Source organism: Pseudomonas sp. R28(2017) (assembly GCF_002112505.1).
Lineage (GTDB): Bacteria > Pseudomonadota > Gammaproteobacteria > Pseudomonadales > Pseudomonadaceae > Aquipseudomonas.
Map to the genome: position 1 here is coordinate 1 of NZ_NEHW01000010.1, position 22,259 is coordinate 22,259.

20 protein-coding genes and 1 pseudogene are annotated in these 22,259 nt (G+C 63.8%); 10 read left to right on the forward strand and 11 right to left on the reverse strand.

The features are described from left to right. The 9 genes and pseudogenes from CAF78_RS17880 to rpsB all read right to left on the reverse strand — a co-directional run. Window positions 1-183 (reverse strand): annotated as a pseudogene (locus CAF78_RS17880) (outer membrane assembly protein); the annotation flags it as partial. Between the two features lie 74 nt (window positions 184-257). After that, complete coding sequence (gene rseP / locus CAF78_RS17885) at window positions 258-1,610, reverse strand: sigma E protease regulator RseP (RefSeq protein ID WP_085673249.1); 1,353 nt, start codon at window positions 1,608-1,610, stop codon at window positions 258-260. Between the two features lie 48 nt (window positions 1,611-1,658). Next, on the reverse strand, window positions 1,659-2,849 hold the full coding sequence (ispC, locus tag CAF78_RS17890; protein WP_085673251.1) for a 1-deoxy-D-xylulose-5-phosphate reductoisomerase: 1,191 nt from the start codon (window positions 2,847-2,849) through the stop codon (window positions 1,659-1,661). Then, complete coding sequence (locus CAF78_RS17895) at window positions 2,846-3,661, reverse strand: phosphatidate cytidylyltransferase (protein WP_085673253.1); 816 nt, start codon at window positions 3,659-3,661, stop codon at window positions 2,846-2,848. The genes ispC and CAF78_RS17895 overlap by 4 nt, the downstream gene beginning before the upstream one ends. Beyond that, entirely contained in the window at window positions 3,661-4,416 is a 756-nt protein-coding gene (uppS, locus tag CAF78_RS17900) for a polyprenyl diphosphate synthase (RefSeq protein WP_085673255.1), read from the reverse strand. Before uppS ends, CAF78_RS17895 begins: the two co-directional genes overlap by 1 nt. A 15-nt stretch (window positions 4,417-4,431) precedes the next feature. Further along, a complete protein-coding gene (gene frr, locus CAF78_RS17905) occupies window positions 4,432-4,989 on the reverse strand; it encodes a ribosome recycling factor (protein ID WP_016712934.1) in 558 nt (185 codons plus the stop codon). Continuing rightward, window positions 4,986-5,729, reverse strand: coding sequence for a UMP kinase (pyrH, locus tag CAF78_RS17910; RefSeq protein WP_003252294.1), 744 nt, complete (start codon window positions 5,727-5,729; stop codon window positions 4,986-4,988). Before pyrH ends, frr begins: the two co-directional genes overlap by 4 nt. A 180-nt stretch (window positions 5,730-5,909) precedes the next feature. Next, window positions 5,910-6,773: a translation elongation factor Ts gene (gene tsf, locus CAF78_RS17915; protein ID WP_085673257.1), complete on the reverse strand. Its 864-nt coding sequence runs from the start codon at window positions 6,771-6,773 to the stop codon at window positions 5,910-5,912. Between the two features lie 184 nt (window positions 6,774-6,957). Further along, complete coding sequence (gene rpsB, locus CAF78_RS17920) at window positions 6,958-7,695, reverse strand: 30S ribosomal protein S2 (protein WP_027920037.1); 738 nt, start codon at window positions 7,693-7,695, stop codon at window positions 6,958-6,960. Between the two features lie 346 nt (window positions 7,696-8,041). Here rpsB and map point away from each other — a divergent pair, with 346 nt between their 5' ends. The 3 genes from map to dapC are packed head-to-tail and all read left to right on the forward strand — an operon-like array spanning window position 8,042 to window position 12,792. Next, a complete protein-coding gene (gene map / locus CAF78_RS17925) occupies window positions 8,042-8,824 on the forward strand; it encodes a type I methionyl aminopeptidase (RefSeq protein WP_004375406.1) in 783 nt (260 codons plus the stop codon). 38 nt (window positions 8,825-8,862) lie between these two features. After that, on the forward strand, window positions 8,863-11,565 hold the full coding sequence (locus CAF78_RS17930) for a [protein-PII] uridylyltransferase (protein WP_085673259.1): 2,703 nt from the start codon (window positions 8,863-8,865) through the stop codon (window positions 11,563-11,565). Between the two features lie 30 nt (window positions 11,566-11,595). Next, the gene (gene dapC, locus CAF78_RS17935; protein ID WP_085673261.1) at window positions 11,596-12,792 is read left to right on the forward strand and encodes a succinyldiaminopimelate transaminase; all 1,197 of its coding nucleotides are present in this window, start codon (window positions 11,596-11,598) and stop codon (window positions 12,790-12,792) included. A gap of 52 nt (window positions 12,793-12,844) precedes the next feature. On the opposite strand, the gene CAF78_RS17940 is transcribed toward dapC, so the two are convergent. Beyond that, window positions 12,845-14,491: a Na+/H+ antiporter gene (locus CAF78_RS17940; RefSeq protein ID WP_085673263.1), complete on the reverse strand. Its 1,647-nt coding sequence runs from the start codon at window positions 14,489-14,491 to the stop codon at window positions 12,845-12,847. 242 nt (window positions 14,492-14,733) lie between these two features. Between CAF78_RS17940 and CAF78_RS17945 the strand changes: the two genes are divergently transcribed. From CAF78_RS17945 to CAF78_RS17970, 6 genes are all read left to right on the forward strand, one after another. Further along, on the forward strand, window positions 14,734-15,012 hold the full coding sequence (locus CAF78_RS17945; protein WP_085673265.1) for a type II toxin-antitoxin system RelE/ParE family toxin: 279 nt from the start codon (window positions 14,734-14,736) through the stop codon (window positions 15,010-15,012). An 8-nt stretch (window positions 15,013-15,020) separates the two neighbouring features. Next, a complete protein-coding gene (gene graA / locus CAF78_RS17950) occupies window positions 15,021-15,323 on the forward strand; it encodes a type II toxin-antitoxin system antitoxin GraA (RefSeq protein ID WP_085673267.1) in 303 nt (100 codons plus the stop codon). Window positions 15,324-15,435: 112 nt separating this feature from the next. Next, window positions 15,436-15,783, forward strand: a complete 348-nt coding sequence (locus tag CAF78_RS17955; RefSeq protein WP_163986014.1) for an ArsC family reductase — start codon at window positions 15,436-15,438, stop codon at window positions 15,781-15,783. A gap of 31 nt (window positions 15,784-15,814) precedes the next feature. Next, on the forward strand, window positions 15,815-16,849 hold the full coding sequence (dapD, locus tag CAF78_RS17960; RefSeq protein ID WP_085673271.1) for a 2,3,4,5-tetrahydropyridine-2,6-dicarboxylate N-succinyltransferase: 1,035 nt from the start codon (window positions 15,815-15,817) through the stop codon (window positions 16,847-16,849). Window positions 16,850-16,930: 81 nt separating this feature from the next. Beyond that, window positions 16,931-18,136 (forward strand): cysteine desulfurase, encoded by a 1,206-nt coding sequence (locus CAF78_RS17965; RefSeq protein WP_085673273.1) that lies wholly within the window; start codon window positions 16,931-16,933, stop codon window positions 18,134-18,136. Continuing rightward, window positions 18,133-18,543, forward strand: coding sequence for a SufE family protein (locus CAF78_RS17970; RefSeq protein ID WP_085673275.1), 411 nt, complete (start codon window positions 18,133-18,135; stop codon window positions 18,541-18,543). Before CAF78_RS17965 ends, CAF78_RS17970 begins: the two co-directional genes overlap by 4 nt. A 110-nt stretch (window positions 18,544-18,653) precedes the next feature. On the opposite strand, the gene tcdA is transcribed toward CAF78_RS17970, so the two are convergent. Then, window positions 18,654-19,463: a tRNA cyclic N6-threonylcarbamoyladenosine(37) synthase TcdA gene (gene tcdA / locus CAF78_RS17975; protein WP_085673277.1), complete on the reverse strand. Its 810-nt coding sequence runs from the start codon at window positions 19,461-19,463 to the stop codon at window positions 18,654-18,656. A 132-nt stretch (window positions 19,464-19,595) separates the two neighbouring features. Between tcdA and CAF78_RS17980 the strand changes: the two genes are divergently transcribed. Next, window positions 19,596-22,187: a glycosyltransferase gene (locus tag CAF78_RS17980; protein ID WP_085673279.1), complete on the forward strand. Its 2,592-nt coding sequence runs from the start codon at window positions 19,596-19,598 to the stop codon at window positions 22,185-22,187. Window positions 22,188-22,259: the final 72 nt, after the last annotated feature.

Here is a 22,259-nt window from a genome sequence, read left to right on the forward strand (position 1 = left end):
GGAGTCCACCAGGCGGCGATCGTCGGCCTGGTCGCCGACGTTGAGCGGCAAGGCGCCGAACACGCTGCCAGCGGATACCCGCTGCAGGCCGTTGACGCGAATATCGGAGATAGTGAAGGACTCGGCGTGAACTTCAGCGATCATCAGTGCGGACATGACCGCAGTTAGCAGCAGACGTTTCATGAAGTCCTTTTATTCCAACTGGCAATAAACAACCCGCCGCATGGAGGCGGCAGGTTCGCAATTGAGCGAAGCTTTTAAAGTCGACCCAGATCGTTGATCAGGGCGAGCAACATCACCCCTACGACCAAACTGATACCGATCTGGACCCCCCAACCTTGCACCCGTTCCGACAGCGGACGACCGCGCGCCCACTCGACCAGGTAAAACAGCAAATGCCCCCCATCCAGTACTGGAATGGGCAGCAGGTTAAGAACCCCCAGGCTAATGCTCAGGTAGGCCAGGAAATTCAGGAAATCCCCCACGCCGGACTGGGCTGAAGCGCCCGCCACTTTAGCAATGGTTATCGGTCCGCTCAAGTTTTTTACCGAGAGCTCCCCGAACAGCATTTTCTTCAGCGACTCGAGGGTCAGAACACTCATGTTCCAGGTCCGCGAGAGGCCCTCCCCCACGGCCTCCAGCGGGCCATAGCTGACTTCGCGAAGCATGCTGGCCGGCCATTCGCCGCCCTTGACACCGGCCCCGAGATAGCCGCCGGCCGCCTTGCCTTCACCTTTGCGAGCCAGCGTGACCGGCACATCCAGGGCCGCACCATCGCGCTCGACACGCAGCACCACCTGGGCATCCGGGCGGGCGCGAACGCTGTCCACCACCTGCTGCCAATCACTCAGCGCAGCACCGTCGAGCGCAAGCAACCTGTCGCCAGTCTTCAGACCAGCGGCAGCGGCCGGGCCTCTCGGATCGATCTCGGCCAGTACCGGCGACACCGCCGGCCGCCACGGGCGCAGGCCAAGCGACTGGATAGGGTCCGGCTCGTCAGCCCCCTTAAGCCAATGGTCCAGTTTCACCTGCAGCTGGCGCTCGGCACTGGCACCCTCGTCGCGCACACCTACCTGCAGTGTGCCGCTCTCGCCCAGACGCCGAACCAGTTGCAGATTGACCGCCGACCAACCGCTGGTCGCCTTGCCATCAATAGATACAATTTCCTGACCAGCGGCGAGGCCGGCCGACGCGGCCAGGCTCCCGGATTCGACCGCGCCGATGACCGGGCGGACCTGCTGGGTGCCGAGCATGGCCAACAGCCAGAAGAAGACGATGGCCAGGAGGAAGTTGGCAATCGGGCCTGCCGCCACGATCGCGATGCGCTGACGCACCGACTTGCGATTGAAAGACTGATGGGCGAGCGCCGCAGGCACATCGCCTTCACGCTCGTCCAGCATCTTGACGTAGCCGCCCAGCGGGATCGCCGCCACCACGAACTCGGTGCCCTGGCGGTCGTGCCAGCGCAGCAGCGGCGTGCCGAAGCCGACGGAGAAGCGCAGCACCTTGACCCCGCAACGGCGGGCGACCCAGAAGTGGCCGAATTCGTGGAACGTGACCAATACACCCAGGGCCACCAGGGTGCCGACAATCATGTAGAGCGCAGTCATATCAATCTCCGAATGACGTTCAGCAGAACCCTGGCAGAACGACCAGCCTCAACGGCCGTGACGCCTCAGCCACTCGCGAGCCAGCTCGCGGGCGCGCTGGTCGGCCGCGAACACGGCCTCCAGCGACAGCAGCGGCACCACAGGTTCCTGATCCAGCACCTGTTCGATCATACCCGCGATCTCCGGGAAGCGGATACGCCGCTGGAGAAATGCCTCGACCGCGACCTCGTTGGCCGCGTTAAGCACCGCAGGTGCACTGTTCCCGGCCTCGGCCGCCTGGCGCGCAAGGCGCAGGCAGGGGAAGCGTTGTTCGTCCGGCGCCTGGAAGTCCAGACGGGCGATGGCGAACAAGTCCAGCGGGGCAACCCCCGAATCGATACGCTCTGGCCAGGCCAGGGCGTTGGCGATCGGGGTGCGCATGTCCGGATTGCCCAACTGGGCCAGCACCGAACCATCGACGTAATCGACCAGCGAGTGGATCACGCTTTGCGGATGCACCACCACTTCGACCTTGGCCGGCGCCGCATCGAACAGCCAGCAGGCTTCGATCAGCTCCAGGCCCTTGTTCATCATGCTGGCCGAGTCCACCGAAATCTTCCGGCCCATGGACCAGTTGGGGTGGGCGCAGGCCTGCTCCGGCGTGACGTCGACCAGGGCCGCCTGGGGCGTCTCGCGGAACGGCCCACCCGAGGCAGTCAGCAGGATGCGGCGCACGCCAACCTGGCTCAGGCCACGGGCATAATCGCCGGGCAGGCACTGGAAGATCGCATTGTGCTCGCTGTCGATCGGCAACAGCACCGCCCCACTGCGACGCACGGCGTCCATGAACAACGCGCCGGACATCACCAGCGCTTCCTTGTTGGCCAGCAATACCTTCTTGCCTGCCTCGACCGCTGCCAGGGTCGGGCGCAAGCCGGCAGCACCGACAATGGCCGCCATCACCGCATCCACTTCAGGGGCCGCTGCGACCTCACAGAGGCCCGCCTCCCCTTCCAGCACCTGCGTGGCACAGCCGGCACCTATCAGGCCATCACGCAGGCGCGCAGCGGCCTCGCCATTGGGCACCACGGCATACACCGGACGGTGCTTGACGCACAGGGCCAACAGCTCGTCGATGCGCGAATAGCCGCTCAGCGCGAAGACCTGGTAACGCTCGGGGTGCCGTGCAATCACGTCGAGGGTGCTGAGGCCGATCGAGCCGGTAGCACCCAGGACGGTAATACGCTGCACGCTGCTCACATCACACCCCATTCGGCGGCCCACAGCAGCACGGCAAAGATCGGGATCGCTGCCGTCAGGCTGTCGATGCGATCGAGCACACCACCATGGCCTGGCAGCAGGTTGCTGCTGTCCTTGATGCCGGCACGGCGCTTGAACATGCTCTCGGTCAGATCGCCGATCACCGACGACATAACCACCAGCGCAGCACCCAGCAGCCCCAGCAGAAGCTGGCCGAAGCCCCAGTCACGGCTGATGCCGACCACCAGGGTGATCACCAGGCTGACCGCCAGGCCGCCATAGACGCCTTCCCAGCTCTTGCCCGGGCTCACCTGCGGCGCAAGCTTGCGCCTGCCGAAGGCACGGCCGGAGAAATAGGCACCGATATCGGCCGCCCAGACCAGCACCATGACCGACAGGATCAGCCAGTTACCCAACTGCCAGTGCTTGAGCAGGATCAGCCCTTGCCAGGCCGGCAACAGGATCAGCAGGCCGATCAGCAGCTTGCAGGCCGCACTGGCCCACAGCTCGCTGCTGCGCGGATAGGTCAACACCAGCCAGGTGGCCAGCCCCCACCAGATGACAGAAGCGCCGAGCACCCAGGGTGCCAGATCCGGCATGAGGTGGAGCAGCATCAGCGCTCCGGCGACCACGGCGGCATAGGCGATGCGCAGCGGCTGGGCCACAAGCCCGGCCAGGCGCGCCCACTCCCAGGCACCGAGGGTCACCACGAAGCCGATGAACAGGGCGAAGTCCCCACCGTTGAGCAGGAAGAAACCGCCCAGCGCGACCGGCAACAGGATCAGCGCAGTAATGATGCGTTGTTTAAGCATTAAGCACGAGCTCCAGCCTCGACCTGCTCGCTGGTCTTACCGAAGCGGCGCTGGCGCGAAGCGAAATCGGCCAGGGCTTTGCGCATGGCCTCGTGTTTGAAATCCGGCCAGTAGAGGTCGGAGAAGTACAGCTCGGCGTAGGCCAGCTGCCACAGCAGGAAGTTGCTGATACGGTGCTCGCCACCGGTGCGGATGCACAGGTCGGGCAAGGGCAGCTCGCCTGTGGCCAGGCAGGTCTGCAGCAGGCCCGGGGTGATGTCGTCCGGGCGCAGATGGCCGGCCTGAACCTCACGCGCCAGGCGCTGGGCGGCCTGGGCGATATCCCACTGACCGCCGTAGTTGGCGGCGATCTGCAGGATGAAGCGGTTGCTGCCCGCGGTCAGCGCCTCGGCTTCGCGCATGGCAGCCTGCAGTTCGGGGTGGAAACGCGAACGGTCGCCGATGATGCGCAGGCTGATGTTGTTCTCGTTGAGGCGCCGGGCCTCACGGCGCAAGGCCGAGAAGAACAGCTCCATCAACGCCCCGACCTCGTCGGCCGGGCGCTGCCAGTTCTCACTGGAGAACGCGAACAGGGTCAGCACCTCGACCCCGGATTCGGCACACACCTCGATGACCGCGCGCACCGCATCGACGCCGGCCTTGTGCCCGGCGACGCCGGGCAAAAGGCGCTTCTTCGCCCAGCGGTTGTTGCCATCCATGATGATCGCGACATGACGCGGCACCGACGATGGTGCCGCCAACTTGGACTTTTCCATTAAAAAACCTCGGCCTTAAACGGCCATCAGGTCCTTTTCCTTGGCTTTGTAAGCAGCATCGACTTCAGCAATGAACTTGTCGGTCAGCTTCTGGATTTCATCAGCGGCGCGACGTTCTTCGTCTTCGCTGATTTCCTTGTCCTTGGTCAGCTTCTTCAGGTCACCCAGGGCATCACGACGCACGTTGCGCACGGCCACCTTGGCGTCTTCGGCAACGCCGCTGGCCTGCTTGGTGTAGCCCTTGCGGGTCTCTTCGGTCAGGGCCGGCATCGGGACGCGGATGGTGGTACCGGCGCTGGACGGGTTCAGGCCCAGGTCGGAGGTCAGGATGGCCTTCTCGATGGCCGCGCTGAGGTTCTTGTCGTGCGCGACGATCTTCAGGGTGCGGGCGTCTTCGACGGTGATCGCAGCTACCTGGTTCAGCGGCATCTCGCTGCCCCAGGCCGTGACCTTGACACTGTCCAGGATGCTTGGGTGGGCGCGACCGGTACGGATCGCCGCCAGGTTGCGTGCCAGGGCTTCGATGGACTTGCCCATGCGCTCCTGCGCGTCTTTCTTGATGTCGTTGATCATGCTTGGCCTTCCTCGATCAGAGTACCTTCAGCGCCACCCACCACGATGTTCAGCAGGGCGCCAGGCTTGTTCATGTTGAATACCCGCAATGGCATCTTGTGGTCACGGCACAGGCAAATTGCGGTCAGGTCCATCACACCCAACTTGCGATCCAAGACCTCGTCATAGGTCAGGTGATCGAACTTCTCGGCATGCGGATCCTTGAATGGGTCGGCAGTGTACACGCCATCGACCTTGGTCGCCTTCAGCACCACGTCGGCATCGATTTCGATGGCGCGCAGGCAGGCTGCAGAGTCGGTGGTGAAGAACGGGTTGCCGGTACCGGCAGAGAAAATTACCACATCCCCGGAGTTGAGGTGGCGAATAGCTTTGCGACGATCGTAATGATCGGTGACGCCAACCATGGAAATGGCCGACATGACCAGGGCCGGGATGTTCGAACGCTCCAGCGCATCGCGCATGGCCAGGCCGTTCATCACGGTAGCCAGCATGCCCATGTGGTCGCCGGTGACGCGGTCCATGCCGGCTGCGCTGAGCGCTGCGCCGCGGAACAGGTTGCCACCACCGATCACCAGGCCGACCTGAACGCCGATCCCTACCAGCTGGCCGACTTCAAGGGCCATGCGATCCAGCACCTTCGGATCGATCCCGAAGTCTTCCGAGCCCATCAGGGCCTCGCCGCTAAGTTTGAGCAAAATGCGTTTATAGCGAGGTTGGCGACCACTCACCTGCTGAGCCATTGCGAGTCTCTCCTGCGGCGTACTTTTAGAAAATTCGTGCGAGCCGTTTTCGGCTTGCTAACTGTAGCGTGGCACCGTTTTGGTGCCAGCAGCATCGGGCCTTATAAACCCTTTGCCGTTTTGACAAAGAGGCTGCGCGCGTGAGCGGGCAGCCTCTTTGGGGCGACAGACGGGGCTGTCTTACTGCTTGGCAGCGGCTACCTGAGCGGCAACTTCAGCAGCGAAGTCGTCGACCGGCTTCTCGATGCCTTCGCCAACCTTGAAGTAGGTGAAGGAAACGATTTCAGCGCCGGCTTTCTTGGCCAGCTCGCCAACTTTGACTTCTGGGTTCATGACGAAGGCTTGCTCTTTCAGCGAGGCTTCGGCCTTGAACTTGGCGATACGACCGTTGACCATGTTCTCAACGATGTTTTCCGGCTTGCCGGCGATCTTGTCAGCGTTCAGCTGCAGGAAGACGCCCTTCTCGCGCTCGATGGCCTCGGCGGAGATTTCCGACGAATCCAGGAACTCTGGGTTCGAGGCTGCAACGTGCATGGCGATGTTCTTGGCCAGCTCGATGTCGCCGCCCTTCAGGACAACGGCAGCGCCGATCTTGTTGCCGTGCAGGTAGGCGCCAACGACGTCACCTTCAACGCGCACCAGGCGACGGATGTTGACGTTCTCGCCGCACTTGGCAACCAGGGCTTCACGAGCAGCTTCACGCGAGGCGATCAGCGGGGCAGCGTCGGTCAGCTTCTGAGCGAAGGCTTCTTCCAGGCTTTCGGCCACGAAGTTCTTGAAGTCGTCTTGCAGGGCCAGGAAGTCGGTCTGCGAGTTCACTTCCAGCAGAACGGCGGCTTTGCCGTCGGTCTTGACGGCGATAGCGCCTTCAGCAGCCACGTTGCCAGCCTTCTTGGCGGCCTTGATGGCGCCCGAGGCACGCATGTCGTCAATGGCTTTCTCGATGTCGCCGCCGGCCTTTTCCAGGGCCTTTTTGCAATCCATCATGCCTTCGCCGGTACGCTCGCGCAGTTCTTTGACCAGCGCCGCAGTAATTGCTGCCATTTCAAAATCCTCTTGGAAAGTTTTTCAACCATTCCACCCGCTCGTCACGGGCGTTAAATTCTGCAAATCGCTGCCTTTATATCAGCTCGCCCATCATGCGGGGCCGTTGCTGACAGCAGGATTTCAAGGTGGCAAAAAGGGGGCAGAGCCCCCTTTTCGCGTGCCAAGTAGACGCTAGCGCCTATTACTCAGCAGCAGGTGCAGCCGCTTCTTCAGCGTAGACTTCAGTGCCGCCGGCAACGTTGTTGCGGCCGCGGATGACGGCGTCAGCCATCGAAGTCATGTACAGCTCGATAGCGCGGATGGCGTCATCGTTACCTGGGATAACGAAGTCAACGCCTTCTGGGCTGCTGTTGGTATCGACAACGCCGATAACCGGGATGCCCAGCTTGTTGGCTTCGGTGATAGCAATGCGCTCGTGGTCAACGTCGATCACGAACAGGGCATCAGGCAGGCCGCCCATGTCCTTGATACCACCCAGGCTGCGGTCCAGCTTTTCCAGATCGCGCGAACGCATCAGGGCTTCTTTCTTGGTCAGCTTGGCGAAGGTGCCATCTTCGGCCTGGGTTTCCAGGTCGCGCAGACGCTTGATCGAAGCACGGATGGTCTTGTAGTTGGTCAGCATGCCGCCCAACCAACGGTGGTCAACGTATGGCGAACCTGCGCGAGCAGCTTGCTCGGCAACGATCTTGCCGGCGGAACGCTTGGTGCCGACGAACAGGATCTTGTTCTTGCCCTGGGCCAGGCGCTCTACGAACGACAGAGCGTCGTTGAACATCGGCAGGGTTTTTTCCAGGTTGATGATGTGGATCTTGTTACGCGCGCCGAAAATGTACTTGCCCATTTTCGGGTTCCAGTAACGGGTCTGGTGGCCGAAGTGCACACCGGCCTTCAGCATATCGCGCATGTTGACTTGGGACATGATAGTTCCTTGATAAGTCGGGTTGGGCCTCCACGTATCCCAATGACCAACCCACGAATCATGCGATCCGGGGCACCCAGGTCATCGTGTCGACACGTGTGTGGGTTTGGAGCTGACGGGGTCGTCCCCGAAAGCGGCGCATTTTATACCACAGACCGCGAGCGAACGGAACCCGGATCAGGTCGCGTCCGTCAGCAGTTTTTGCAGCACCCTGGCAAACAGGCCAGAATGCCTCCTATAGACCGCAGCATGGCCGCCTTTATCCCGACAGAATGCCGCCCTGCTCTGCTAGAATCCGGCCTTTCCCGTTTGTTCGCGCCGCCTGCGGCGCCGTAGAGAGCCTGTAATGACCGTCACCATCAAGACTGCAGAAGACATCGAGAAGATGCGCATCGCCGGCCGCCTGGCCGCCGAGGTGCTGGAAATGATCGAGGAACACGTCAAGCCCGGCGTCACCACCGAAGAGCTCGACCGCCTGTGCCACGACTACATCGTCAACGTCCAGCAGGCCATCCCGGCGCCCCTCAACTACAAGGGCTACCCGAAGTCGATCTGCACCTCGATCAACCATGTGGTCTGCCACGGCATCCCCAACGACAAGCCGCTCAAGGACGGTGACACGCTCAACATCGATGTCACCGTGATCAAGGACGGCTACCACGGCGACACCAGCCGCATGTTCCACGTCGGCACCGTGCCGGTCTGGGCCGAACGCCTGTCCAAGGTCACCCAGGAATGCATGTACAAGGCCATCGAGCTGGTCAAGCCGGGCTGCCGCCTGGGCGACATCGGTGAAGTGATCCAGAAGCACGCCGAGAAGAACGGCTTCTCCGTGGTGCGCGAGTTCTGTGGCCATGGCATCGGCAAGGTGTTCCATGAAGAGCCGCAGATCCTCCACTACGGCCGCGCCGGCACCGGCATGGAGCTCAAGGAAGGCATGACCTTCACCATCGAGCCGATGATCAACCAGGGCAAGGCCGACACCAAGGTGCTGGGCGACGGCTGGACCGCCATCACCAAGGACCGCAAGCTCTCGGCCCAGTGGGAGCACACCCTGGTGGTGACCGCTACCGGCTACGAGATCTTCACCCTGCGCAAGGACGACACCATCCCGCGCACCTCGGCCTGATTGCACCCAAGGCAACCCCTAGACAGGAACGCGACGCGATGCCCCAGGTGGATCCCGAGCTGTTCGACCGCGGCCAGTTCCAGGCGGAACTGGCCCTCAAGGCGAGCCCCATCGCCGCCTTCAAGAAAGCCATCCGCCAGGCCGGCGAGGTGCTCGACAAGCGTTTTCGCGCAGGCTGCGAAATCCGCCCGCTGATCGAAGCCCGTGCCTGGCTCGTCGACAATATCCTGCAACAGGCCTGGAACCAGTTCGACTGGGGCGACCCGAGCGGTATCGCCCTGGTGGCGGTTGGCGGCTATGGCCGCGGTGAACTGCACCCGCACTCGGACATCGACCTGCTGATCCTGCTCGGCGCCGCCGAGCATGAGCAGTACCGCGAGGCCATCGAGCGCTTCCTCACCCTGCTCTGGGACATCGGCCTGGAGGTCGGCCAGAGCGTGCGCACCGTCGGCGAATGCGCCGAGCAGGCTCGTGCCGACCTGACGGTGATCACCAACCTGATGGAAAGCCGCACCATCGCCGGCCCCGAAGACCTGCGCCAGCGCATGCTCGAGGTGACCAGCACCACCTACATGTGGCCGAGCAAGGAGTTCTTCCTGGCCAAGCGCGCCGAACTCAAGGCCCGCCACCACAAGTACAACGACACCGAGTACAACCTCGAGCCCAACGTCAAAGGCTCGCCCGGCGGCCTGCGCGATATCCAGACCGTGCTCTGGGTGGCCCGTCGCCAGTACGGCACGCTGAACCTGCACGCCCTGGCCGGCGAAGGCTTCCTGCTGGAAAGCGAGAACGAACTGCTGGCCTCGTCCCAGGACTTCCTGTGGAAAGTGCGCTATGCCCTGCACATGCTCGCCGGCCGTGCCGAGGACCGCCTGCTGTTCGACCACCAGCGCAGCATCGCCGCGCTGCTCGGCTACAGCGACGACAACCCCAAGCGCGCCATCGAACAGTTCATGCAGCAGTACTACCGGGTGGTGATGAGCATCAGCCAGTTGTGCGACCTGATCATCCAGCACTTCGAAGAAGTCATCCTCGCCGATGACGACAGCGGCACCACCCAGCCGCTGAACGCGCGCTTCCGCCTGCACGACGGTTATATCGAAGCGGTCAGGCCGAACGTGTTCAAGCGCACCCCGTTCGCCATGCTGGAGATCTTCGTGCTGATGGCCCAGCACCCGGAGATCAAGGGCGTGCGCGCCGACACCGTGCGCCTGCTGCGCGAGCACCGGCACCTGATCGACGACACCTTCCGCAACGACATCCGCAACACCAGCCTGTTCATCGAGCTGTTCAAGTGCGAGATCGGCATCCACCGCAACCTGCGGCGGATGAACCGCTACGGCATCCTCGGCCGCTACCTGCCGGAGTTCGGCCTGATCGTCGGGCAGATGCAGCACGACCTGTTCCACATCTACACGGTCGATGCGCACACCCTCAACCTCATCAAGCACCTGCGCAAGCTGCAGTACACGCCGGTGTCCGAGAAATTCCCGCTGGCCAGCAAGCTCATGGGCCGCCTGCCCAAGCCCGAACTGATCTACCTGGCCGGCCTGTACCACGACATCGGCAAGGGCCGCCAGGGCGACCACTCGGAGATCGGTGCGGTGGATGCGCAGAAGTTCTGCGAGCGCCACCAGCTGCCGGCCTGGGACAGCCGGTTGATCGTCTGGCTGGTGCAGAACCACCTGGTGATGTCGACCACCGCCCAGCGCAAGGACCTGTCCGACCCGCAGGTGATCAACGATTTCGCCCTGCATGTGGGCGACGAAACGCGCCTGGACTACCTCTATGTGCTGACCGTGGCCGACATCAACGCCACCAACCCCAGCCTGTGGAACTCCTGGCGCGCCAGCCTGCTGCGGCAGCTGTACACCGAGACCAAGCGTGCCCTGCGCCGCGGCCTGGAAAACCCGCTGGATCGCGAGGAGCAGATCCGCCAGACCCAGTCGGCCGCGCTGGACATCCTCGTGCGCGAGGGCACCGACCCGGATGATGTCGAGCAGCTGTGGTCGCAGCTGGGCGATGACTACTTCCTCAAGCACACCGCCGCCGACGTGGCCTGGCACAGCGATGCCATCCTCCAGCAACCGGCCGATGGCGGGCCGCTGGTGCTGATCAAGGAAACCACCCAGCGCGAATTCGAGGGCGGCACGCAGATCTTCATCTACGCGCCCGACCAGCACGACTTCTTCGCCGTGACCGTGGCGGCCATGTCGCAGCTGAACCTGAACATCCATGATGCGCGGATCATCACCTCGAGCAGCCAGTTCACCCTCGACACCTACATCGTGCTCGACAACGACGGTGGCTCGATCGGCGACAACCCGCAGCGGGTCAAGCAGATCCGCGACGGCCTGACCGAAGCGCTGCGCAACCCGGAAGACTACCCGACCATCATCCAGCGCCGAGTGCCGCGCCAGCTCAAGCACTTCAACTTCCCGCCGCAGGTGACCATCCTCAACGATGCCCAGCGCCCGGTGACCATCCTCGAGATCACCGCACCGGACCGCCCTGGCCTGCTGGCGCGGATCGGGCGGATCTTCCTGGAGTTCGACCTGTCGCTGCAGAACGCCAAGATCGCCACCCTCGGCGAGCGGGTGGAGGACGTGTTCTTCATCACCGATGCCGACAACCAGCCGCTGTCCGACCCGCAGCTGTGCAGCCGCCTGCAGGAAGCCATCGTGCAGCAGCTGCAGGCCGGCCAGGCCAGCGATGCCAGCCCGACCCGCGTGACTTTTTAACGATTAGACGATTGACGAGACCTTGCGCCGATGAACCATGCCTTGACCCAGCTTCAGCCCTACCCGTTCGAGAAACTGCGCGCCCTGCTGGGCACCGTGAAGCCGGCGGCGGACAAACGCGCCATCGCCCTGTCGATCGGTGAGCCGAAGCACGAATCGCCGGCATTCGTCGCCCAGGCCATGGCTGACAACCTCGACAAGCTGGCGGTGTACCCGAGCACCCTCGGCCTGCCGGCCCTGCGCCAGGCCATCGGCCAGTGGTGCGAGCGCCGTTTCGGCGTGCCAGCCGGCTGGCTGGATGCCGACCACCATATCCTGCCGGTCAATGGCACCCGCGAAGCCCTGTTCGCCTTCACCCAGGCCGTGGTCAACCGTGCCGATGACGGCCTGGTAGTCAGCCCCAACCCGTTCTACCAGATCTACGAGGGCGCAGCGCTGCTGGCCGGTGCTACCCCGCACTACCTGCCCTGCCTGGAAGACAACGGCTTCAACCCGGACTTCGACGCCGTGCCGGCCGAGGTCTGGAAGCGCTGCCAGATCCTCTTCCTGTGCTCGCCGGGCAACCCCACCGGCGCGCTGGTGCCGATGGACACCCTGAAGAAGCTGATCGCCCTGGCCGACGAGCACGACTTCGTGATCGCCGCCGACGAGTGCTACAGCGAGCTGTACTTCGACGAAGACGCGCCGCCACCGGGCCTGCTGAGCGCCTGCGCCGAGCTCGGCCGCAGTGACTTCAAGCGCTGCGTGGTGTTCCACAGCCTGTCCAAGCGCTCCAACCTGCCGGGCCTGCGTTCGGGCTTCGTCGCCGGTGATGCGTCGATCATCAAGCCGTTCCTGCTGTACCGCACCTACCATGGCTGTGCCATGCCGGTGCAGACCCAGCTGGCCAGCATCGCTGCCTGGCAGGACGAGGCCCATGTGCGCGAGAACCGCGACCAGTACCGTGCCAAGTACGATGCCGTGCTCGATATCCTGCAGCCCGTGCTCGACGTGCAGCGCCCGGATGGCAGCTTCTACCTGTGGGCCAAGGTGCCGGGCGATGACGCCGCGTTCACCCGCGACCTGTTCGAGGCCCAGCATGTGACCGTGGTGCCGGGGTCGTACCTGTCGCGTGACGTCGACGGTGTGAACCCGGGGGCTGGCCGGGTGCGCATGGCGCTGGTTGCGCCGCTGGCCGAGTGCATCGAGGCGGCCGAGCGGATTCGCGCTTTCCTGCAGAATCGCTGACTGACAGGGGCGCTTTGCGCCCCGACTTGCCCGCGAATGGCCTCAAGCAGATCTACCTGACCTGGCCCAGGTTCGCTTCACTCATATCCAGCTCACCTAGCACCTGCCTGACCACCTCATCCCCAACCAGATGCTGGCGATGCAGGTTATACAGCTCCAGCCGCTGCGCCCGCAGCGCGCGTAAGCGCAAGCGTCGCTCCAGCAAGTCCATCTGTTCGGCCAGCGCCCGTGCCTCGGCCGTATCGTTGTAGCTGTCCAGTTCATCCCGATACTCGGCCATCAACCGCGCCTTCAGCTCCGTGGCCAAGGTCGCCTGGGCCGCGTCCTGAGGCGCGCTTGCGTCGATCACTTCTTCAGCCTCAAGCGCATGGATCGCCGCCTCGGCCGTACGTCGCCAGGCTTCCTGCACTTCCTGATGCAACCGTTCGTCCGGGCTTCTGGTGACTCCGCGCAGCAGCAGCGGCAGGGCAAGACATGCACTGATCAACGACAACAGGATCACCCCGGCAGCGATGAAGATCAGCAAGTCACGCTCAGGGAACGCCTGGCCGGCCCCCATCAGCAACGGTACCGACATCACACCTGCCAGGGTCACCGCCCCACGCACGCCACCCAAGGTCAGCAGCCAGCAGGAGCGTGCAGTGGGCATCAACACCAGCGCCGGCTTGCCACGCCAGCGGCGCACCACGCCGATCGAGCGCCAGATACTCTGCACCCAGACAAAACGCAGCAGAATCAGCGCGGCGAAGATCGCCAGCACGTCCAGGCAACGCCAGGCCAGGGTCGGCCAGACGGTGGCCTCGTGGCTGACCACGGCCTTGATGATGTCCGGCAGCTGCAGGCCCAACAGCAGGAAGATCAGGCCATTGAAGGCGAACTCCAGCAGCGACCAGACGCTGCGGTTGAGCAGCCGCGTGCTGGTCTGGCGCGGCAACAGGTCGAGCCAGCTCTGCATCATGCCGGCGGCCACTGCCGAGAGAATGCCCGACACGCCCAGGCGTTCAGCCAGGACATAGGCGGCAAATGGCAACAGCAGCATGAACACCACATGGGTGGCCGGGTCATCCCAGCCACGGGCGATCATCCAGGCACGCAGGCGGCCGATCAGCCAGCTCAGGGCCACGCCCACCGCCAGGCCGCCGAGGGCGACCAGGACGAAACTGAAGCTGGCATCGGCCAGCGAGAATGCCCCGGTGATGGCGGCGGCCAGGGCGAATTTGAAGGTCACCAGGCCCGAAGCATCGTTCATCAACGCCTCACCTTGCAGCATGTGCATCAGCGGGGTCGGCAGGCGATCCTGGGTGATGGCCGACACCGCCACGGCGTCGGTGGGCGACAGCACGGCGGCCAGGGCGAAGGCCACCGGCAGCGGAATGCTCGGCAACAGCCAGTGGATGAAGTACCCGGCGCCGACCACGGTGAACAGCACCAGCCCCACGGCCAGCGCCACCACGGGCCCACGGATGCGCCACAGTTCGCGCTTGGGAATGCGCCAGCCGTCGGCGAACAGCAGGGGTGGCAGGAACAGGAACAGGAACAATTCGGGGTCCAGTGCCACATGCAGGCCCAGGGTCGGCCACGCCAGCAGCGCGCCGGCGGCGATCTGCACCAGCGGCAGCGGCAACGGGATCACCCGCCCGACCAGTTTCGACACGCTTACCAGCGTCAGCAGGATGAGGACGGTGTAGGCGGACTGCATCCGTGAAAGCTTCCTTTGTGAACCAAAAACGACAGCGGGGGCGAGAGATCGCCATTGAAACAACATGTTAGCGGGGTAAAGTGAAACGAGGCCGCTGCACGATAGTCGCAGGTGGTGGATGAATATGTAACACGATGATACCCAGCCATCGTTACCGATGCTTACCCGCCTGGTACGGGCTTGAAATGCTGCTGGCAGATCGTATAATCAACCTTAACGAATAACGTTAAGCATTCAGGTCGATGATTCGAAGCTTCAGCTGTGCTGATACGGAAGCACTCTTCACAACCGGAAAAACACGACGATGGTCGGATATCAAGTCTGTCGTGGAGCGCAAGCTGGCCATTCTGGAAGCCGCAACAGAACTTCGGGACCTGCGCTCGCCACCTGGCAATCGCCTTGAGGCATTGAGCGGAAACCGCGCGGGCCAGCACAGCATTCGTATCAACGATCAATGGCGCCTGTGCTTCATCTGGACCGAAAACGGCCCGGCCAACGTTGAAATTGTCGATTACCATTGAGGTGCATCATGCTCAAGAACGGTATGCGTCCAGTACATCCAGGTGAAATCCTGCGCGAGGACTTCCAGAAAGAAATGGGCTTCAGTGCCGCTGCACTGGCCAGGGCGCTCGGCGTCGCCACGCCAACCGTCAACAATATCCTGCGCGAGCGGGGTGGTGTGTCCGCCGACATGGCACTGCGCCTGTCCATCTGCCTGGACACCACCCCCGAGTTCTGGCTCAACCTGCAGAGCGCCTTCGATCTGCGCACGGCCGAACAACAACATGGCGATGAGATCATCGGATCAGTACAGCGCCTGGTCGCCGCCTGATCAGCAATCAGGGGCGCCACGGGCGTGGCGCCGCGAGAATGCTTCCCGCATAATCCCGCGACTGAAATCGGAAATGGAGAGATTGGGGCAGCCTGTGGCCTCAATGCACACAATGACCTACACGCTCTACGGCATCAAAGCCTGCGACACCATGAAGAAGGCGCGCACCTGGCTCGAAGACAAAGCCATCGCCTACGAATTCCACGACTACAAGACCCAAGGCATCGACCGTGACAGCCTGAACCGCTGGTGCGACGAGCACGGCTGGGAAGTCATCCTCAACCGTGCCGGCACCACCTTCCGCAAGCTCGATGACGCCAGCAAGGCCGACCTCGACCAGGCCAAGGCCGTCGAACTGATGCATGCCCAGCCGTCGATGATCAAGCGCCCGGTGCTCGACCTTGGCGAGCGCACGCTGGTCGGCTTCAAGCCCGACCTGTACGCCGCCGCGCTGGCCTGAGCCCCTACCCTATTTCGCACGAGGTAATCACATGTCCAATACCCTGTTCAGCCTGGCCTTCGGCGTCGGCTCCCAGAACCGCCAGGGCACCTGGCTGGAAGTGTTCTACGCACAGCCCCTGCTCAACCCGAGCGCCGAGCTGGTTGCCGCAGTAGCGCCAATCCTCGGCTACGAAGGTGGCAACCAGGCCATCGCCTTCAGCAACGCCCAGGCCGCCCAGCTGGCCGAAGCCGTCAAAGGCGTCGACGCCGCCCAGGCAGCCCTGCTGACCCGCCTGGCCGAAAGCCACAAGCCGCTGGTCGCCACCCTGCTGGCCGAAGACGCCGCACTGGCTTCGACCCCGGAGGCCTACCTCAAGCTGCACCTGCTGTCGCACCGCCTGGTCAAGCCGCACGGCCTGAGCCTGGCCGGCATCTTCCCGCTGCTGCCGAACGTGGCCTGGACCAACCAGGGTGCCGTCGACCTGAGCGAACTGGCCGAGCTGCAACTGGAAGCACGCCTGAAGGGCGAGCTGCTGGAAGTGTTCTCGGTAGACAAGTTCCCGAAGATGACCGACTACGTGGTCCCCGCCGGCGTGCGCATCGCCGACACCGCCCGTGTGCGCCTGGGCGCCTACATCGGCGAAGGCACCACCATCATGCACGAAGGCTTCGTCAACTTTAACGCCGGCACCGAAGGCCCGGGCATGATCGAAGGCCGCGTTTCCGCAGGCGTATTCGTCGGCAAGGGCTCGGACCTGGGCGGCGGCTGCTCGACCATGGGCACCCTGTCCGGTGGCGGCAACATCGTCATCAAGGTCGGCGAAGGCTGCCTGATCGGCGCCAACGCCGGTATCGGCATTCCGCTGGGCGACCGCAACACCGTAGAAGCCGGCCTGTACATCACCGCTGGCACCAAGGTGAACCTGCTCGACGAGAACAACGAGCTGGTGAAAGTGGTCAAGGCACGCGACCTGGCCGGCCAGACCGACCTGCTGTTCCGCCGCAACTCGCTGAACGGCGCCGTGGAGTGCAAGACCCACAAGTCGGCCATCGAGCTGAACGAGGCGCTGCACGCCCACAACTGAAAACCTTCCAGCGTTTGAAGTGCTAAGATCGGGTCTGGCGCGCACGCGCCAGACCCGATTTTCATTCCAGGCCCCGCGAACATGTTCCAGCCCTCTCCCTGGCGCGCCGATTTCCCTGCCATCGCCGCCCTGCAACGGCAGCACCAGGCCTACCTGGACAGCGCCGCCACCACCCAGAAGCCCCAGGCGTTGCTTGATGCCCTGAGCCATTACTACGGCCACGGCGCCGCCAACGTGCACCGCGCCCAGCACCTGCCCGGCGCGCTGGCCACCCAGGCTTTCGAGGCCAGCCGCGACAAGGTGGCCGCCTGGCTCAATGCCGCGGACTCACGTCAGATCGTCTTCACCCATGGCGCCACCTCGGCGCTGAACCTGCTGGCCTATGGCCTGGAACACCGGTTCGAAGCGGGCGACGAGATTGCCATCAGCGCGCTGGAACACCACGCCAACCTGCTGCCCTGGCAACAACTGGCCCGGCGTCGCAACCTGCGCCTGGTGGTGCTGCCGCTGGACGCGCATGGCCGTATCGACCTGGACCAGGCGCTGCAATTGATCGGCCCGCGTACCCGCGTGCTCGCCGTCAGCCAGCTGTCCAACGTGCTCGGTACCTGGCAACCCCTGCCTGCGTTGCTGGCCCACGCCCGCGCACAAGGCGCGCTGACCGTGGTCGATGGTGCCCAGGGCGTGGTGCATGGCCGCCATGATGTGCAGCAACTGGGTTGCGACTTCTATGTATTCTCATGCCATAAGCTGTATGGGCCGGAAGGTGTCGGCGTGCTGTACGGCCGTGGCCAGGCCCTGGAACTGCTGCGCCACTGGCAGTTCGGCGGTGAAATGGTGCAACTGGCCGACTACCAGAGCGCCAGCTTCCGTCCCGCACCGCTGGGCTTCGAAGCCGGCACCCCACCGATCGCCGGAGTGATCGGGCTGGGCGCGACGCTGGACTACCTGGCCAGCCTCGATGGCCGTGCTGTCGAGGCCCACGAAACCAGCCTGCACCAGCACCTGTTGCGCGGCCTGGCCGACCGCGAGGGTGTGCGCGTCCTTGGCACACCACAGGCGGCCCTGGCCAGCTTCGTCATCGAAGGCGTACACAACGCCGACATCGCCCATATGCTGACCGAGCAAGGCATTGCCGTACGCGCAGGGCATCACTGCGCCATGCCGCTGCTCAAGGGAATGGGGCTGGAGGGGGCGATCCGGGTGTCGCTGGGGCTGTACAACGACAGTGACGACCTGCAACGGTTCTTCGAGGCGCTGGACCAGGGCCTGGAGCTGTTGCGGTGAGTTTGCCGGTACAGGCCCAGGAGGCATTGGCCAGTTTCGAACAGGCCCGTGGCTGGGAACAGCGGGCGCGCCTGCTGATGCAATGGGGTGATCGGCTGGCGCCGCTGAGCGAGGCGGAGAAGGTCGAGGCTAATCGCGTGCATGGCTGCGAAAGCCTGGTGTGGCTGGTCGCCGAACAGGTCGAGGGGCAGTGGCGATTCAAGGCGGCCAGTGATGCGCGGTTGTTGCGCGGGTTGCTGGCCCTGTTGCTGGTGCGTGTACAAGGGCTGGCCAGTGCGGAACTGGCCGAGCTGGATCTGCCTGAGTGGTTTACTCGGCTAGGTCTGGAGCGGCAATTGTCGCCATCGCGCAGCAATGGGCTGCATGCGGTATTGCTACGGATGGCGGAGCTGGCGGCCACCTGCTGAATCGGCGGTGCCTGCTTCGCGGGCAAGCCCGCTCCCACAGACATAGCGCCAGCCGTCAGGACAACGCGTTACCTGTGGGAGCGGGCTTGCCCGCGAAGAACCCAACACGACTATTCGGGTTTTACCCGTTCCGAGGGCCGTCGCGCCCCGGCCACCAGCTTCTCGATCGCCTTGCTCGCCGCCACCATGCCGAAGGTCGCGGTCACCATCATCACCGCACCAAAGCCCCCCGCGCAGTCCAGGCGCACGCCTTCACCGACAAAGCTCTTCTGCAGGCAGACACTGCCGTCGCCCTTCGGATAACGCAGCTGCTCGCTGGAAAACACACAGGGCACGCCATAGTTGCGGCTGGTATTGCGCGAGAAGTTGTAGTCCCGGCGCAGGGTCGAGCGCACCCGCGAAGCCAGCGGGTCGTTGAAGGTCTTGTTGAGGTCGCCAACCTGGATCTGTGTCGGGTCGATCTGCCCGCCGGCACCACCGGTGGTGACGATGGCAATCTTGCGGCGCCGGCACCAGGCGATCAGCGCGGCCTTGGCCATCACGCTGTCGATGCAGTCGATCACTGCATCCATCGCTTCGGTGATGTATTCGGCCATGGTCTCACGGGTGACGAAATCCGCCACCGCGTGCACCGTGATCGCCGGATTGATCGCCCGCAGGCGCTCGGCCATCACCTCGACCTTGGGCCGCCCCACCTGGCCTTCCAGGGCGTGAGCCTGGCGGTTGGTGTTGCTGACACAGACATCGTCCAGGTCGAACAGGGTGATTTCACCCACGCCACTGCGCGCCAGCGCTTCGGCCGCCCACGAGCCGACCCCGCCGATGCCGACGACCGCCACGTGGGCGTTGTTCAGACGCTGCAGGCCCTCGTCGCCGTACAACCGGGCAACCCCGGCAAAGCGTGGATCTTCTGTGCTCATGTCACTACCCCGAAACTCATACCCAAAAATCGGCGCGCATTATAGGCCAGCGGCCGCTTTGACCTCCATTGTTAGGAAACACCCGGGCATTGCTGCTTTAATATCCCACCACTTAGACAGAAGCGGACCACAATGTCATCACGCAAATTCGGCCTCAACCTCGTGGTGGTCCTGGCCATCGCCGCGCTGTTCACCGGGTTCTGGGCACTGATCAACCGCCCGGTCTCCGCGCCTGCCTGGCCGGAACAGATCTCCGGCTTCTCGTACTCGCCGTTCCGCCTGGGGGAGAGCCCGCAAAAAGGCCAATACCCCAGCGAAGAAGAGATGCGCCAGGACCTGGAGCAGATGAACACGCTCACCGACAACATTCGTATCTACACCGTCGAGGGCACTCAGGCCGAAGTCCCGCGGTTGGCCGAAGAATTCGGCCTGCGGGTGACCTTGGGCATCTGGATCAGCAAAGACCTGGAGCGCAACGAACGCGAGATCGAAAAAGGCATCGAGCTGGCCAACCACTCGCGCAGCGTGGTGCGGGTGGTGGTCGGCAACGAAGCGCTGTTCCGCGAAGAAATCACCCCCGAAGAGCTGATCAAGTACCTCGACCGCGTACGCGCCGCCGTCAAGGTGCCGGTCACCACCAGCGAACAGTGGCACATCTGGAAGGAACACCCGGAACTGGCCAAGCACGTTGACCTGATCGCCGCGCACATCCTGCCGTACTGGGAATTCGTGCCGATGAAAGACTCGGTGCAGTTCGTCCTCGACCGCGCCCGCGAGCTGCGCCACCAGTTCTCGCACAAGCCGCTGCTGCTGTCGGAAGTCGGCTGGCCGAGCAACGGCCGCATGCGCGGCGGTGCCGACGCCACCCAGGCCGACCAGGCCATCTACCTGCGCACGCTGGTCAACACCCTCAACCGCCGTGGCTACAACTACTTCGTCATCGAGGCCTATGACCAGCCCTGGAAGGCCACTGACGAAGGCTCGGTGGGCGCCTACTGGGGCGTGTACAACGCCGAGCGCCAGCAGAAGTTCAATTTCGAGGGGCCGGTGGTGGCGATCCCGCAGTGGCGGGCCCTGGCGGTCGCCTCGGTGGTGCTGGCCATGATCGCCCTGGCCGTGCTGCTGATCGATGGTTCGGCCCTGCGCCAGCGTGGCCGCACCTTCCTCACGTTCATCACCTTCCTGTGCGGGTCGGTGCTGGTGTGGATCGCCTATGACTACAGCCAGCAATACAGCACCTGGTTCAGCCTCACCGTCGGCGTGCTGCTGGCGCTCGGCGCACTGGGCGTGTTCATCGTGCTGATGACCGAGGCCCACGAACTGGCCGAAGCGGTATGGACCCTCAAGCGCCGGCGCGAATTCCTGCCGGTGCAGGGCGACAGTGCCTACCGGCCCAAGGTGTCGGTGCATGTGCCGTGCTACAACGAACCCCCGGAAATGGTCAAACAGACCCTCGACGCCCTCGCCGCGCTGGACTACCCGGACTATGAAGTGCTGGTGATCGACAACAACACCAAGGACCCTGCCGTGTGGGAGCCGCTCAAGGCCCACTGCGAAAAGCTCGGCGAGCGCTTCAAGTTCTTCCACGTTGCGCCCCTGGCCGGCTTCAAGGGCGGCGCACTGAACTACCTGATCCCGCACACCGCCAAGGACGCCGAAGTGATCGCGGTGATCGACTCGGACTACTGCGTCGACCGCAACTGGCTCAAGCACATGGTGCCGCACTTCGCCGACCCGAAGATCGCCGTGGTGCAGTCGCCACAGGACTACCGCGACCAGAACGAGAGCGCCTTCAAGAAACTCTGCTATAGCGAATACAAGGGTTTCTTCCATATCGGCATGGTCACCCGCAACGACCGTGACGCGATCATCCAGCACGGCACCATGACCATGACCCGGCGCAGCGTGCTGCAGGAACTGGGTTGGGCCGAGTGGTGCATCTGCGAAGACGCCGAACTGGGCCTGCGGGTGTTCGAGAAAGGCCTGTCGGCCGCCTACGCCCACAACAGCTATGGCAAGGGCCTGATGCCCGATACCTTCATCGACTTCAAGAAACAGCGCTTCCGCTGGGCCTATGGCGCCATCCAGATCATCAAGCACCACGCCAGCGCCCTGCTGCGCGGCAAGGGCAGCGAGCTGACCCGGGGCCAGCGCTATCACTTCCTGGCGGGCTGGCTGCCGTGGATCGCCGATGGCATGAACATCTTCTTCACCGTCGGCGCGCTGCTGTGGTCGGCCGCGATGATCATCGTGCCGCACCGGGTCGACCCGCCGCTGATGATCTTCGCCATCCCGCCGCTGGCGCTGTTCTTCTTCAAGGTCGGCAAGATCATCTTCCTCTACCGCCGCGCAGTAGGGGTGAACCTCAAGGATGCCTTTGCCGCGGCACTGGCGGGGCTGGCGTTGTCGCACACCATCGCCAAGGCGGTGCTGTACGGGTTCTTCACCAGCAGCATGCCGTTTTTCCGCACACCGAAGAATGCCGACAGCCATGGCTTGCTGGTGGCGATTTCCGAAGCGCGGGAAGAGCTGTTCATCATGTTGATGTTGTGGGGCGCGGCGTTGGGCATCTTCCTGGTGCAGGGGCTGCCGAGCTCGGACATGCGCTTCTGGGTGGCGATGTTGCTGGTGCAGTCGTTGCCCTATGTGGCGGCGTTGGTGATGGCGTTCCTGTCGTCGCTGCCCAAGCCCGCAGAAAAGGCTGCCGAACCGCAACAGGCTTGAGATTTTTGGGGGCGCTTTGCGCCCCAATGGTCCATCGGTTTGATATAAGATAACGCCCCTCAGATTTCCCGC